This is a genomic window from Streptomyces sp. NPDC111516 (genome assembly GCF_055635345.1).
The window spans coordinates 112,573-126,245 of the sequence record NZ_JBVKBV010000009.1 but is presented as its reverse complement, the minus strand read 5'-3'; the positions used below and the strand labels follow the sequence as shown (position 1 = coordinate 126,245).

Genomic DNA, 13,673 nt, shown 5'->3' with positions numbered 1-13,673 from the left:
TGGAAGATGCTCGAAACGCCGTGTGCGGACCGATCTCATGCGAGGCCGGCAAGCGTGAGGAGCAAGGACTTCACCTCGGTGGCCCGGACGGGGCCGGTGAACGCATGGGGGGTGGAGCACAGGATGAGCGGACCTTCTTCGTCGCTCATGGGGAGGCGGCCGTGGCTGCCGCGAATGGGTGACGGGTCCAGCGGTACGACCGCCATGCGGTAGCGCATGCCGAGTTTCTTGCGGGCGACCGCCGCGGCCGCCTTGACGCGGACGTAAGGGTCCTGGGGGTCCAGGAAGAGTTCGACGGGGTCGTAGCCGGGTTTGCGGTGGATCTCGACGAGCTGTGCGAAGTCGGGCGCGTGGGCGTCGTCGAGCCAGTAGTAGTACGTGAACCAGGCATCGGGGTCGGCGACGGCGACGAGTTCGCCGGAGCGGGGGTGGTCCAGGCCGTTGGCCTTCTTGCCCTCGTCGTCGAGGAGCTGCTCGATGCCCGGAAGGTCCTGGAGGGCTTCGCGGGTCGCTTCGAGGTCCTCGGGGCGGCGTACGTAGACGTGGGCGAGCTGGTGGTCGGCGACGGCGAAGGCGCGGGAGGCCATCGGGTCGAGGTACTCCATGCCGTCCTGGGTGTGGACCTCCAGGAGGCCCGCGCGGCGCAGCGCCCGGTTGATGTCGACGGGCCGGTCCACGCGGGTGATCCCGTACTCGGAGAGGGCGACGACGGTGCGGCCCTCGCGTCGGGCGTCGTCCAGGAGGGGTGCCACGGCCCGGTCGAGATCGGCCGCGGCCCGGTAGGAGCGCGGGTCGTCGGGGCCGTAGCGCTGCAGGTCGTAGTCGAGATGCGGGAGGTAGCACAGGGCCAGGTCGGGGTGGCGGGTGTCGAGGATGTGCCGGGTCGCGTCGATGATCCACTGGGAGGAGACGAGGTCGGCGCCGGGGCCCCAGAAGTGGAAAAGGGGGAAGGTGCCGAGCTTCCCGGTGAGTTCGTCGTGCAGCGCGGGCGGCCGGGTGTAGCAGTCGGGCTCCTTGCGGCCGTCGGCGTAGTAGACGGGGCGTGGGGTGACGGTGATGTCGGTGTCGGCGCCCATCGCGTACCACCAGCAGATGTTGGCGACGGTGTAGCCGGGGTGCGCGCGGCGGGCGGCGTCCCAGAGTTTGTCCCCGGCGACCAGACCGTTGTGCTGGCGCCAGAGCAGGACGTCGCCGAGCTCGCGGAAGTACCAGCCGTTGGCGACGATGCCGTGCTCGGCGGGGGTGGTACCGGTGAGGAACGTGGACTGGGCGGCGCAGGTGACGGCAGGGAGGACGGTACCGAGGGGGGCGTGGGTGCCGGACTGCCCCAGGGCCTTGAGGTGCGGCATGTGGTCGAGGAGTTGTGGGGTGAGGCCGACGACGTCGAGAACGAGGAGGGGGGTGGGCGCGGTGGCCGTGGTGGTCTGCTCGGTCGGGTGCTCGGCTGTGGTCATGGGAGCTCCTTGAGGCCGAGGTCGACCAGGAGGTCGCGGGCGAGGGTGAGTTCGGCGGCGATGCCGTCGGCGAGCTGGGTGCGGGTGCGCGGGCGCAGTGCGGCCGGTAACGCCTGCCAGGTGTACGTCTCGACCTCCAGGTGCCGGGTCAGGGGCCGTGCGCCGCCGACGAGCCGGGTCAGCGTGGACCTCAGGACGGGAAGAGTGGAGGTGAGCGGTGGTGCCGGGGGTGCGTGCAGAGGGACGTGGAAGTGGGCGCGCCACGGGGCGCCGTCGGGCAGGACCCGGCCGGTGAGCGCCGCGGCGAGGTCGTCGGTGCCGCGCAGCCCGGCGGCGGTGCTGGTGCGGGTCTGGTGGAGGAAGCGGGGCTCGGCGAAGGCGGCGAGGGCGGCGCGTACCTCGGGGAGGTGGGGGTGTTCGGCGTGCAGTGCGGCGGAGAGCTGAGCCTTGGCGACCGGGATGCCCGCTGTGCGCAGCGTGTCGACGGCGGTGCCGGGGTCCTCGAAGGAGGTTGCCAGGTGGCAGGTGTCGATACAGATGCCGATGCGGGGGTGTCCGACGGCGGTGAGGGGCGCGATGGCGTCGGCGGTGGTCTCGACGGTGCAGCCCGGCTCGGGTTCGAGGCCGATGCGAATGGACTTGCCGGTGAGCTCGGCCAGCGCGTCGAGGCGTTCCGCGAGGGTGGTGAGCGCGGTGTGTGCGAGACCGGCGGCTTCGGCGTCCGTGTCGAAGGGGGTGCGCCAGGCTATGGGGAGGGTGGAGATGGTTCCTTCCGTGACGTCGTCGGGGAGCAGGCCGGCGAGGAGCCGGGCGAGGTCGGTGGTGTGGGCGAGCCGTTCGGGCTCGGTCCAGTCCGGTTTGTACACCCGGTACTTGACCTCGTCGGCGCCGAAGCCCTCGTACGGGAAGCCGTTGAGGGTGACGACCTCCAGACCGCGCCGGTCCAGTTCGGCGCGCAGGGAGCGCAGTTGGGAAGGATCGTTGATCAGGCTGCGGGCGGCGTCCCTGGCGAGCCAGAGGCCGATGCCGAGCCGGTCACGGCCCAGGCGCTTGCGGACCGGTTCGCAGTGGTCGCGCAGTTGGGTTCGGACCCCGTCGAGCGTCTCGGCGGGGTGCACGTTGGTGCAGTACGCGAGGTGGACGGTGGAGCCGTCGGGGTGGCGGAAGCGCATCGCCTCACTCCCCGCCGCGCAGGACGGAGTTGCCCTCGTGGAGTGGTTGCGGCGTGGCGATGTCGAGCTGGAGGCGGCCGCTCTGGCCGTAGAAGGCGACGGGGTTGCGCCAGAGCACCTGGTCGACGTCATCCTCGCCGAATCCGGCGGCGAGCATCGCGTCGCCGACCTTGCGGGTCTTGAGCGGGTCGCTCCTGCCCCAGTCGGCGGCCGAGTTGACCAGGACCTTCTCGGTGCCGTGGCTCTTGAGGATCGCGATCATACGGTCCTCGTCCATCTTGGTGTCGGGGTAGACGGAGAAGCCGGCCCAGCAGCCGCTGTCAGTGGCATCCTTTACGGTCGTCTCGTTGAGGTGATCGAGCAGGACCCGTTCCGGGGGGAGGTGGGATTCGCGGATGACGTCGAGGGTTCGGTGCAGTCCGGCGAGCTTGTCGCGGTGCGGGGTGTGTACGAGAGCGGGCAGGCCGTGGTCGGCGGCGAGCTGGAGCTGGGCGGCCAGGGCGGTGTCCTCGGCCGGGGTCATGGAGTCGTAGCCGATCTCGCCCACGGCGACGACGGAGTCCTTGGCGAGATAGCGGGGCAGGGCGTCCAGGACGGGGGTGCAGCGGGGGTCGTTCGCCTCTTTGGGGTTGAGGGCGATCGTGCAGTGGTGGGCAATGCCGTACTGGGCGGCACGGAAGGGTTCCCAGCCGAGCAGGGCGTCGAAGTAGTCGAAGAAGCTGGCGGGCGAGGTGCGGGGCTGGCCGAGCCAGAAGGAGGGTTCCACGAGGGCGCGGACGCCCGCGTCGTACATCGCCTGGTAGTCGTCCGTGGTGCGGGAGGTCATATGGATGTGGGGGTCGAAGATGCGCATCAGGACTCCTCCGTGGGGGCCGCGGGGCCGGGGGTGGTGAGGTCGAGGACGCGGGTGAGATCGGCGGGGACGCTGCGGCCCGCGGCGATACGTTCGGCCGCGAAGTCGCCGAGCATACGGGCGAGTTCCGCGTCGCCGCGCGAGCGCCGTGCCAGTTGGTCGACGGCCTCGACGGGGACACCGGTGAAGAGGCATTTGAGAATGGCGTGGCGCCAGTTGTGCGCATCGAGGTGGGCGGCCGCGTACGGTCCGACGGCCGCGGCGACCAGCCGGGTGTCATTGGTGCGCAGGGCGTCCTTGACGAGCGGAAGGGCGGTGGGGCCGAGGTCCAGCCGGTGCAGAGTGAGCATGACGGCGCGTCGTTCGGCGGCGGTGCCCTGCTCGTAGAGCCTGGTGAGGGCAGGCAGTGCGGCGCGGGCCTCGAGGAGCAGCAGGGCGCGTACGGAGTCGGCGTGTTCGAGTCCGCAGTGCCGGCCGGCGGCGGCGTACCGCAGCTCCCACGACGGTACGGCGTACGGGCTGCCGGGCCGCTGTTCGGTGTCTCCGTGGGAAGCGGCGTGCTCGGCCTCGGCGAGGGCCTCGTCGAGCCAGGCACGCGCGGCTCCGCCGAGCCGGGCGTCGAGTTCCTTGCGGGTCAGCAGCGGTGTCGTCGTCGGGTTCATCGGCATGGCGTCGTTGCTCCCTTCGCGGTTTCAGCGTCCTGACGGTCCGTGCTTGCGGAGGAACTCGATCGAGGTGCGGGCGAGTTCGGGTCCGGCATGGGAGTGACGGGGCAGCTCGACGACGGTCAGACCGCGGTAGCCGGTGTCCGAGAGGGCGTCGAGCGCTTCGAGTACGGGCGGGAAGTCGATTTCGCCGTCGCCGAACGGGAGGTGTTCGTGGACGCCCCTGCGCATGTCCTCGATCTGGACGTGCCGCAGCCAGGGGGCGGCGTCGCGGACGCAGTCGGCGGGCGGGGCGGGCTCCAGGCATTGGCAGTGGCCGATGTCGAGGGTGAGTCCGAGCGGTGGTGGGTCGCCGCTGAGGACGCGCAGGCGGTGGAAGTCGGCGAGATCGGCGAGGAGGTGTCCGGGCTCGGGTTCGATGGCCAGGGGGATGCCGGAGCGGTCGGCGGCGTCCAGGACGGGGGCGAGTGAGTCGGTGAGCCGCTGCCAGGCGGTGTCGGGGGCGATGTCCGGTGGGGTGATGCCGCTGAAGCAGTGCACGGCGTGGGCACCGAGGTCGGCGGCGATGCCGACGGCCCGGACGAGCAGCCGGGTGCGGGCGGCGCGGGCCTCGGGATCCGGGTCGAGGAGGGACGGGCCGTGCTTGCGGCGGGGGTCGAGGATGTACCGGGCCCCGGTCTCGACGGTGACGCCGAGGCCCAGCTCCTGGAGCCTGGACGCCACCCGGCGGGTGCGGGCGTGGAGGTCCGGGGCGAGAGGGTCGAGATGCATGTGGTCGAGAGTCAGGCCGACCCCGTCGTAGCCGAGGTCCGCGAGGAGGCCGAGGGCGTCGTCCAGGCGGAGGTCGGTGAGTCCGTTGGTGCCGTAGCCGAGGCGGATCGTCATGTGAGGCTCACCTTCCGGGCGAGGGTGCGGGCGAGCGGGACGAGCCCCATGACGGCAAGCCCGGTTCCGGCTGCTCCGGCGCGGGTGGCCAGGGCGGCCTGGAGCGGGATCATCGCCCGGATGCCGCCGCCGACGGCGCGCTGGGTGAGCGGCGGGGACGGGTTGAGGGCGGCGTGCAGGAGGGGCCCGGCGGCGGTACGGAAGTAGCTGCCGGTGAGCGCGGTCAGGAGGAGGCGGGGGGTGGTGGAGGCCGGGGTGGCCCGGGGCCGCTGCGAGAGGTGCGCTTCCCGCGTCCGGCCGTGACCCGCGTGCGGGGGCGTGTCCTCGGGCTTTCCCGGTTCCGGGAGCGCGCCGCCGGGCTTGCGCAGGGCCGCGGCGCCCAGTGCGGTGATGGCGGCGAGCGCGGCGAGGGGGGCGGTGGTGGATCCGCCCTGCGCCTCGCGCCGGGAGACGGCGGTGACGGCGTAGGTGTGCGCGCCGAGCAGTCCTGCGGCCGGAAGGGCGCTGCGCATGCCGCCGCGCGCAGCCGCGCCAGGAGCCGGACCCGAACCCGAACCCCAACGCGTCGGTCTCTTCGCGGCCCCCGTGGCTGTGGCCCCGAGCAGTAGATCCAGTCCTCGCGCCGCCGCCATCGCCGCCGGTCCCGCCGGGGTGTGTTTGAGACGGAGGTCGTACGCCCAGACCGTCGCCGCCAGCCCCGTGGCGACCGCGAGGGCCGGGCGGCCGGCCCGGGCGGCCAGGCCCAGGCCCGCGGCCGTCAGCGCGCCGGCCGCCGCGAGGGCCGCGCCGGGAGCGATCCGGCCCGAGGGGATCGGCCGGTGCGGGCGGTCGATGGCGTCCTCGCCGCGGTCGGCCCAGTCGTTGAGTGCCATCCCCGCCTCGTACAGACAGAGCGAGGCGCCGACGGCGAGCGCGGTGCCCCGGTCGGGGCGCCGGCCCCTCGCCGCCGCTCCGGCGAGTGCGTCGCCGGGGACGGTGAACAGCGCCGACACCCGCAGCAGTTCCGCCCAGGCCCGTACCGTCACTTCTCCCCCCGCAGCGTGTCGGCGAAGGCCAGCAGCTCCCCGTACTGCTCGAAGAGTGCGGCCGGGCCGCCGTCCGGGTCCTTGAAGTAGAAGCCGAGCTGGGGCAAGGGGCCGGTCAGCCCCTTCTCGTGGGCGCGGGCGACCAGTCTCGCCAGGTCCAGGACCAGGGGTGCGGCCAGTGCGGAGTCGCACCCCTGCCAGGTGGTCTGGAGCACCATGCGCGCCCCGAGGAATCCGTCGAACGCGATGTGGTCCCACGCCGTCTTCCAGTCGCCGAGGGCCGGTACGTCGTCGATGTGGACCTCGCCCTCGGGCGCCGTTCCCAGCGTGTCGGCGAGGACGCGTTCCTTGCCCGCGTTCTTGGCCGCGGCCGCGCCCGGGTCGGCCAGCGCCGCTCCGTCCCCGCCGCCCAGCAGGTTGGTGCCCGACCAGGCCCGTACGGGCAGCGCGCGTTGCACGAACATCGGGGCGAGTACGGAGCGGAGCAGCGTCTGGCCGGTCTTGCCGTCGCGGCCCGCGTGAGGAAGTCCGCAGCCCGCGACGGCGTCCTGGAGCGCGGGGGTGCGCAGCCCGGTGGAGGGGGTGAAGTTGATGTACGGGCAGCCGGCCCGGAGCGCCGCCGCGGCATAGAGCGAGCTGGTGGGCAGCCGCCGCTCGCCGGGGGCCGGGACCGGTTCCGTGGAGGCGACGTTGACCACGACCGTCCTGGTCAGGCCGTTGCGGTGCCCGAAGTCGACGAGGTCGGCGGCGAAGGCGGTGATGAGTTCCTCGTCGCTGCGGGTGTCGCCGGGCAGTGGCCCGCCGGGCCGTATCTCCGCGTCGGCGGCAGCGAGTTCGGAGCGCACGGCCCGGGGCAGTCCGTGCGGCAGCACTCCCCCGGCGGCCAGGGCCTCGGCGCGTTTGGGCAGGGGACAGCCGACGGTGTCGTGTCCGCCGAAGACCAGCGAGGTGAGGGTGGGCAGCCCGCTGTCGGCGAACGGCGTGGTCTCGGTGACCATGCCGGCCGCCGGGTGGAGCCCTGCCGCGACCGCCGCGCACCCCGCTGTGGCGGTGGTGGCGACGGAACCGCGTGCTCCGATGAACCAGACTCCGGTACGAACGGCGGATGCTGACACGGGCTGCCTCCCTGGCTGGGGGTGCTGGCTGGGCAGAGCAAGTGGCGCTGTGCGACAGGGGAACAGGATCGAGGGGGAATCCGGATCGAAGGCGGAGAAGGAACGACGAGGTGAGACGGCCGGGTGGTGACGGCGGGCGGGGAGGCTTTCCCTCCCCGCCCGCCGTCGGCCGGGGTGACCGCCCTACGCCGAGGGCAGTTCCTTCAGCTGGATGTTGCGGAAGGACACGTGGTCATCGGGACCGTGGTTCTGGATGCCGATGTAGCCGTCCTTCAGGCTCCGTACCGGATCGGTGTTGGTGAAATCGTTGATCTTCACTCCGTTGAGGAAGACCTGGAGACGTTCGCCCTGGACCTTGATCTCGTAACTGTTCCACTGGCCGGGCGGCAGCAGGGCCTGATCGCGGGCCTTGATGTCCGGTGCCTTGAAGGTGTAGATCGAGCCCGTGGTGCGGTCGGGCGCGTCGGTGGCGTCGATCTGCACCTCGTAGCCGTTGTTCACCGCGGACCAGGGGTCGTCGGACTCCGGGAAGCCGACGAAGACGCCGGAGTTGTCGTCGCCCTGCATCTTCCAGTCGAGCTTGAGCGAGTACGACCCGAGCTCCTTGGCCTGGTAGGTGAGCAGACCCATGCCGCCCTCGGAGCGCAGTTCGCCGTCGACGATGTCGAACTTTCCGGGGCCGGCCTGCTTCCACCCTTCGAGGGTCTTGCCGTTGAAGATCGACCGGTACCCGGTGTCGGGCTTGCAGTCGGCCTTCACCTGACCGGCCGCGTACCGCATGCCGCCGAGGAGGAGCCCCCGGAAAGCCGGTTCGGCGTACGACTCCTTGGTGTGGCCGAGGCCGGTGTAGAAGGAGCGGCCGCCCTGGTAGGCCTGGCACCAGGTGATCGGGTGGTCGCCCTTCATGGTGCCGCCGGTGTAGGTCGTCTCGTCGAGTGTGGCGAGGACCTTGGCCTGACCGCGCGGGTTGGTGCGGTAGTTGTACCACTCGTCGGTGCGGTTCCACTCGTCGTCGAGGTGGGCGGTGGCCGGGTGTTTGTGGTCCTCGACGCGGACGGTGGCGGGCTGGATGGCGGGGTGCGAGGAGAAGTACGCCCCGACGAGTCCGCCGTAGAACGGCCAGTCGTACTCCGTGTCCGCCGCCGCGTGGACGCCCATGTAGCCGCCGCCGGTGGCCACGTAGTTCTCGAATGCCTTCTGCTGGTCGGCATCGAGCACATCACCGGTCGTCGACAGGAAGACGACGGCGTCGTACCGCGCCAGGTTGCCCGTGGTGAACTGGCGGGCCTCCTCCGTCGCGTCGACGGTGATGTCGCTGCCCTTGCCGAGCTCCTTCAGCGCGGCGATGCCGTCGGGAATCGCGTCGTGGCGGAAGCCGGCCGTCTTCGAGAAGACCAGGACCCGCTTGGCCGTCTTGACCGCGGTGCCGTGGGTGAGCTCGAAGTCGTCGACGTCGTACAGCGCTCCGTCGCCTCCCTTGAAGACGAGGAAGAGCTCGGTGGCCTTCTTGGGGACGTCGCGCAAGGTTACGTCGACGTCCTGGAAGGTCTCCCAGCCGCCGGTCACCGGTACCGGGGTCGAGCCCAGGAGCGTACCGGTCGCCGAGCCTGCCCGTACCTCCAGGATTCCTCCGCTGCCACCGGACGAGATGCGGGCGGTGAGCTTGTTGGAGTCGCCGAGGATGTACGGCTTGAAGGAGATCCAGTCGCCGTTGTGGATGTCGCCGACGGTCTTGCCTCCGTTGGCGGTCGCCTTGTCGTAGACCTTGATCCCGGACGAGGCGCTGAAGTGCTCGGCCTGGCGGTGCCTCGGCTGGAGCTGCGCCTGGTCGTGACCGGACAGGGATGCCTGGCCGCCGCCTCCGCCGTCCGTGTAGGAGGCGTCGATGACCCCGAAGATGTTGGCGTTCGGGTCGTGTCCGCCGTCGACGGCGGTCTTGATCGTGCCGGAGCACCCGTTGACGGTGGTGATGGGGTGACCGTGGCTGTCGTGGCCGAGGACGAAGCGGACCTCGACCTTGGAGCAGTCGATCGTGCCGTCCTCGGGATCGGTGACGGTCACCTTGAAGGGAACCTCGTCACCGAAGCTGAACAGCTGTCCGTCACCGGGGAGTTTCAGTTCCACCTTCGGTGCCGTGTTGCCGACCGTGACATGGACGCTCGCGGACGCGCTTCGGCCGGTCGGGTCCTTGGCGGTGACGGTCGCCGTGTAGGTGCCGTTCTTCTTGTACGTGTACGTGGGGTTGGCCGCCGTCGAGGTGCCGCCGTCCCCGAAGTCCCAGGCGTACGTCAGCGGGTCGCCGTCCGGGTCCACGGTGCCCTCCGAGGAGAAGCTCACCTTGAGCGGCGTCGTGCCCGAGGTCTTGTCGGACGACGCGACGGCGTTGGGTGAGCGGCCGCCGGTGGCGTTCTCGATGCGGTAGAGGGCGGAGTTCGCGTCGCCGCCGAACCAGCTGGTGCCGTAGTCGAGGACGTACAGCGCCCCGTCGGGTCCGAAGGCCATGTCCATCACCTGGGTCCCGGTCCACGGAACCGGGTTGATGGACTGGACGGTGCCGTCGGCGTCGTGCTTGATGGCCTTGATCCAGCGCCGGCCGAACTCTCCGGCGAAGAACTGCCCGTCGTAGGCCTCGGGGAACTTCACGGGCGAGTCGAGGTTGGCGTCGTAGTGGTAGACGGGGCCGCCCATCGGCGACTCGGAGCCGGTGCCGAACTCGGGCACCGATCCGCCGTCGTAGGGAATCCAGGCGGGCTGGGCGGGCGGCAGGTCCACGAGACCGGTGTTGTGCGGCGAGGTGTTCTTCGGGGCGTCGCAGTCGAAGGACGCGCCGGACGTCTTCGTCGCGAAGTCGTAGTCGACGTACGCGTCGTTCTTACCGGTGCAGAACGGCCAGCCGTAGTTGCCCGGCTTGGTCACCCGGTCGAACTCGACCTGCCCGCCCGGTCCACGCTTGGGGTCGGCCGCACCCGCATCGGGCCCGTAGTCGCCGACATAGAGGATGCCCGTCGCCTTGTCGACGGAGAAGCGGAACGGGTTGCGGAGGCCCATCGCGTAGATCTCGGGGCGGGTCTTGTCCGTACCCGGTGCGAAGAGGTTCCCGTCGGGGATCGTGTACGAGCCGTCCTCAGCGACCTTGATCCGGAGAATCTTGCCGCGCAGGTCGTTGGTGTTGCCGGCGCTGCGCCTGGCGTCGAACGCCGGGTTGCGGTCGGGGCGCTGGTCGATCGGTGTGTAACCGTCGGAGGCGAACGGGTTGGAGTCGTCGCCGGTCGACAGATACAGGTTGCCCTGGGCGTCGAAGTCGATGTCGCCACCGACGTGGCAGCAGATGCCGCGCGAGGTCGGGATGTCGAGGATCTTCTTCTCGCTGGCGTTGTCGAGAGTGCCGTCGGCCTTCAGGACGAAGCGCGAGAGGCGGTTCACCCCGTCGAACTTGGCGAAGTCGGCGGCCGTGCCGTTCTCGGGGGCGTCTCCGGAGGGGGTGTCCAACGGGGGCGCGTAATAGAGGTAGATGGCCCGGTTCTTGCTGAAGTCGGGGTCGATGGCGACGCCCTGGAGTCCCTCTTCGTCGTGCGAGTACACAGGGAGAGCCCCCACGACCCGGGTGTTTCCGCCGCTGTCGGTGAGGCGCAGCTCGCCGGTGCGCGAGGTGTGCAGCACGCTGCGGTCGGGGAGGACGGCGAGGGTCATGGGCTCGCCGGTCTCGGCCGCACCCTTGGCGAGGGTGACCTGCTGGAATTCCTCGGCCGCGGCGTCGGAGGCGGCCGGCGACGACGGTCCTTCCACGGCCGCTCCGGGCGAGGCGCCGAGGGTGAGGGTGGCCGCGGTGAGCAGGCCGCCGGTGAGCAGTGCGAGGGATGTACGGACGCGGAGCCGGGTTCTGCTCCTGTATCTGGTTATGTGCACGAGTGTCCTCCGGAGAGTGCCGGTTGTACGGGCGGGTGCTGCCGTGCCGTGCTGCGCGGGGACTGCCGCGCAGGTCGTACGGGGCCTGTGGGGCGCCCGCGACCCGAGTTATGCCATGTACACGTTGTGGACGGTAGACCTGTTCGTCCTGGACGGAAAGCCCTTACGCAGCCGTCTTGTTGAACTTCTTCCCGGGTCAGGACAAAGCGGGGCGAGGGCAGGGGCGAGCACGGGATGGCGGCGGGCTCCGGCCCCCACCCCGCTCGGCCCGCCCCTTCCCGGACCGGGACCCGGGGGCAACGCCCCCGGGAAGAACCCGTCAGTCGCCACCCCCGAACGCCGCATCGAACGATGCCGACGGCGGTTCGAAGTCGTACCGCTTCAGCGTGGCAAGCGCTTCCGGCGCACCTGCCAGCCGGTCCATCCCCGCGTCCTCCCACTCGACGGAGACCGGCCCCTCGTACCCGATGGACCGGAGCATCCGGAAGACGTCCTCCCACGGCACGTCACCGTGCCCGGCGGAGACGAAGTCCCAGCCGCGCCGCGGGTCGCCCCACGGCAGATGTGAGCCGAGGCGGCCGTTGCGGCCGTCCAGCCGCTTGCGCGCCTCCTTGCAGTCCACGTGGTAGATGCGGTCCCGGAAGTCGTACAGGAAGTTGACCGGGTCGAGGTCCTGCCAGACGAAGTGGCTGGGGTCGAAGTTCAGCCCGAACGCGGCCCGGTGGCCGACGGCCTCCAGTGCACGGTGTGTGGTCCAGTAGTCGTACGCGATCTCGCTGGGGTGCACCTCATGGGCGAATCGCACGCCCTCCGCGTCGAAGACGTCCAGGATCGGGTTCCAGCGCTCGGCGAAGTCCTCGTACCCACGCTCGATCATGTGCGGCGGGACCGGCGGGAACATCGCGACGAGGTGCCAGATGGAGGAGCCGGTGAAGCCGATGACCGTACGCACTCCGAAGGCGGCGGCCGCGCGGGCGGTGTTCTTGATCTCCTCGGCGGCACGGCGGCGTACCCCTTCGGGTTCACCGTCGCCCCAGATCCGCGCCGGGAGAATTCCCTGGTGCCGTTCATCGATCGGGCTGTCGCAGACGGCCTGGCCGACGAGGTGGTTGGAGATCGCCCAGCACTTCAGCCCGTACTTGTCGAGCAGTTGCCGTCGGCCGTCCAGGTAGCCGGGGTCCGTCAGGGCCTTGTCGACCTCGAAGTGGTCGCCCCAGCAGGCGAGTTCGAGCCCGTCGTAGCCGAAGTCCCGGGCATGTCTGCAGACCTCCTCCAAGGGCAGGTCGGCCCACTGACCGGTGAAGAGTGTGAAGGGACGGGGCATGAAGGACCTCCTAGAGAGCCACGGGAGTGTGTACGGAGTTCTTCTCGGCGCTCTCCTCCACCGCCGCGAGCACCCGCTGCACCTGCAGCCCGTCGGCGAACGACGGTGCGGGGGCGGTACCTTCGGCGATCGTCCGCACCACGTCACGGGCCTGATGGGTGAAGGTGTGCTCGTAGCCGAGGGCATGGCCCGGTGGCCACCACGCCTCCAGGTAGGGATGCTCGGGCTCGGTGACGAGGATGCGCCGGAACCCTGCCCTGGTGGCGGGTTCGGTGTGGTCATGGAAGGACAGCTCGTTGAGCCGTTCCAGATCGAAGGCGAGCGAGCCGCGCTCCCCATTGATCTCCAGCCGCAGCGCGTTCTTCCGTCCGGCCGCCATCCGGGTCGCCTCGAACGAGGCCAGCGCCCCGGAGGCGAGCCGGCCGGTGAACAGGGCCGCGTCGTCGACGGTCACCGCGCCCCGCGCGCCCGGGTCCGGTGCGCCGGAGAGCCCGGCCGAAGGCCCGGCGAGCACCGGCCGTTCGCGCACGAACGTCTCGCTGACCGCGGACACCCCGACCAGCGGCTCCCCCGCCAGGAACTGCGCCAGGTCCACGATGTGCGCCCCCAGGTCGCCGAGCGCTCCCGAGCCCGCGTGTTCCCGCTTCAGCCGCCAGGTGAGCGGTGATTCGGGATCGACGAGCCAGTCCTGGAGATAGGTGGCGCGGACATGTCGCAGGGTGCCGATCCGGCCGTCGGCGATCAGCTGCCTGGCATAGGTGATCGCGGGCACCCTGCGGTAGTTGAACCCCACCATCGCGACCTGGCCGCGGACCGCCGCGCGCTCCGCGGCCTCGACCATCGCCTCGGCCTCCGCGACCGTGTTGGCGAGCGGCTTCTCGCACAGCACGTGCTTGCCCGCCTCCAGGGCGGCGATGGCGATCTCGGCGTGGCTGTCGCCTGGGGTGCAGATGTCGACGAGCTGCACGTCGTCCCGGGCGATGAGGGCCCGCCAGTCGGTCTCCGCCGCTGCCCAGCCGTGGCGGGCCGCCGCCGCGTCGACAGCCGCGCGGTCACGTCCGCAGATCGCGGCGAGAGCCGGTCGCAGCGGCAGCTCGAAGACGTGTCCCGCGGTGCGCCACCCCTGCGAGTGGGCGGCGCCCATGAACGCGTATCCGACCATGCCGACTCCTAGCGTCGGCGCGCTCGTCACCGGCCGATGCGTCGGCGGACCTGCGGCCTCCTGATCCGTCTCTTCCCTACGGGCCATCCGGGCTTCCTCCTCGTCGGTCATT

At 71.0% G+C, this 13,673-nt stretch carries 10 protein-coding genes; all 10 read right to left on the bottom strand.

Annotation, left to right across the window (positions count from 1 at the left end):
- Positions 1–35 precede the first annotated feature (35 nt).
- The gene (locus tag ACZ7L9_RS19335; protein WP_471416355.1) at positions 36–1,454 is read right to left on the bottom strand and encodes a nucleotide pyrophosphatase/phosphodiesterase family protein; all 1,419 of its coding nucleotides are present in this window, start codon (positions 1,452–1,454) and stop codon (positions 36–38) included.
- Positions 1,451–2,626 carry a metabolite traffic protein EboE gene (gene eboE, locus ACZ7L9_RS19330; RefSeq protein WP_471416354.1) on the bottom strand — a complete coding sequence of 392 codons (1,176 nt, stop codon included), beginning with the start codon at positions 2,624–2,626 and terminating at the stop codon, positions 1,451–1,453. The genes ACZ7L9_RS19335 and eboE overlap by 4 nt, the downstream gene beginning before the upstream one ends.
- Before the next feature lie 4 nt (positions 2,627–2,630).
- On the bottom strand, positions 2,631–3,479 hold the full coding sequence (locus ACZ7L9_RS19325; protein WP_471416353.1) for a TatD family hydrolase: 849 nt from the start codon (positions 3,477–3,479) through the stop codon (positions 2,631–2,633).
- Entirely contained in the window at positions 3,479–4,147 is a 669-nt protein-coding gene (locus ACZ7L9_RS19320) for an EboA domain-containing protein (RefSeq protein ID WP_471416352.1), read from the bottom strand. The genes ACZ7L9_RS19325 and ACZ7L9_RS19320 overlap by 1 nt, the downstream gene beginning before the upstream one ends.
- 24 nt (positions 4,148–4,171) lie before the next feature.
- A complete protein-coding gene (locus tag ACZ7L9_RS19315; protein ID WP_471416351.1) occupies positions 4,172–5,029 on the bottom strand; it encodes a sugar phosphate isomerase/epimerase family protein in 858 nt (285 codons plus the stop codon).
- Entirely contained in the window at positions 5,026–6,054 is a 1,029-nt protein-coding gene (locus tag ACZ7L9_RS19310) for an SCO3242 family prenyltransferase (protein ID WP_471416350.1), read from the bottom strand. Before ACZ7L9_RS19310 ends, ACZ7L9_RS19315 begins: the two co-directional genes overlap by 4 nt.
- Positions 6,051–7,169: an inositol-3-phosphate synthase gene (locus ACZ7L9_RS19305; RefSeq protein ID WP_471416349.1), complete on the bottom strand. Its 1,119-nt coding sequence runs from the start codon at positions 7,167–7,169 to the stop codon at positions 6,051–6,053. Before ACZ7L9_RS19305 ends, ACZ7L9_RS19310 begins: the two co-directional genes overlap by 4 nt.
- A 183-nt stretch (positions 7,170–7,352) precedes the next feature.
- On the bottom strand, positions 7,353–11,075 hold the full coding sequence (locus ACZ7L9_RS19300; RefSeq protein WP_471416348.1) for a ThuA domain-containing protein: 3,723 nt from the start codon (positions 11,073–11,075) through the stop codon (positions 7,353–7,355).
- A 319-nt stretch (positions 11,076–11,394) separates the two neighbouring features.
- Positions 11,395–12,399 (bottom strand): sugar phosphate isomerase/epimerase family protein, encoded by a 1,005-nt coding sequence (locus tag ACZ7L9_RS19295; RefSeq protein WP_471416347.1) that lies wholly within the window; start codon positions 12,397–12,399, stop codon positions 11,395–11,397.
- Between the two features lie 10 nt (positions 12,400–12,409).
- Positions 12,410–13,648 (bottom strand): Gfo/Idh/MocA family protein, encoded by a 1,239-nt coding sequence (locus tag ACZ7L9_RS19290; protein WP_471416346.1) that lies wholly within the window; start codon positions 13,646–13,648, stop codon positions 12,410–12,412.
- Positions 13,649–13,673: the final 25 nt, after the last annotated feature.

Excerpts from the sequence above, each read along its gene's own strand:
- eboE (WP_471416354.1), bottom strand. The coding sequence starts at position 2,626 with ATGCGCTTCCGCCACCCCGACGGCTCCACCGTCCACCTCGCGTACTGC.
- ACZ7L9_RS19315 (WP_471416351.1), bottom strand. The coding sequence starts at position 5,029 with ATGACGATCCGCCTCGGCTACGGCACCAACGGACTCACCGACCTCCGC.
- ACZ7L9_RS19325 (WP_471416353.1), bottom strand. The coding sequence starts at position 3,479 with ATGCGCATCTTCGACCCCCACATCCATATGACCTCCCGCACCACGGAC.
- ACZ7L9_RS19290 (WP_471416346.1), bottom strand. The coding sequence starts at position 13,648 with ATGGCCCGTAGGGAAGAGACGGATCAGGAGGCCGCAGGTCCGCCGACG.
- ACZ7L9_RS19320 (WP_471416352.1), bottom strand. The coding sequence starts at position 4,147 with ATGCCGATGAACCCGACGACGACACCGCTGCTGACCCGCAAGGAACTC.
- ACZ7L9_RS19335 (WP_471416355.1), bottom strand. The coding sequence starts at position 1,454 with ATGACCACAGCCGAGCACCCGACCGAGCAGACCACCACGGCCACCGCG.
- ACZ7L9_RS19295 (WP_471416347.1), bottom strand. The coding sequence starts at position 12,399 with ATGCCCCGTCCCTTCACACTCTTCACCGGTCAGTGGGCCGACCTGCCC.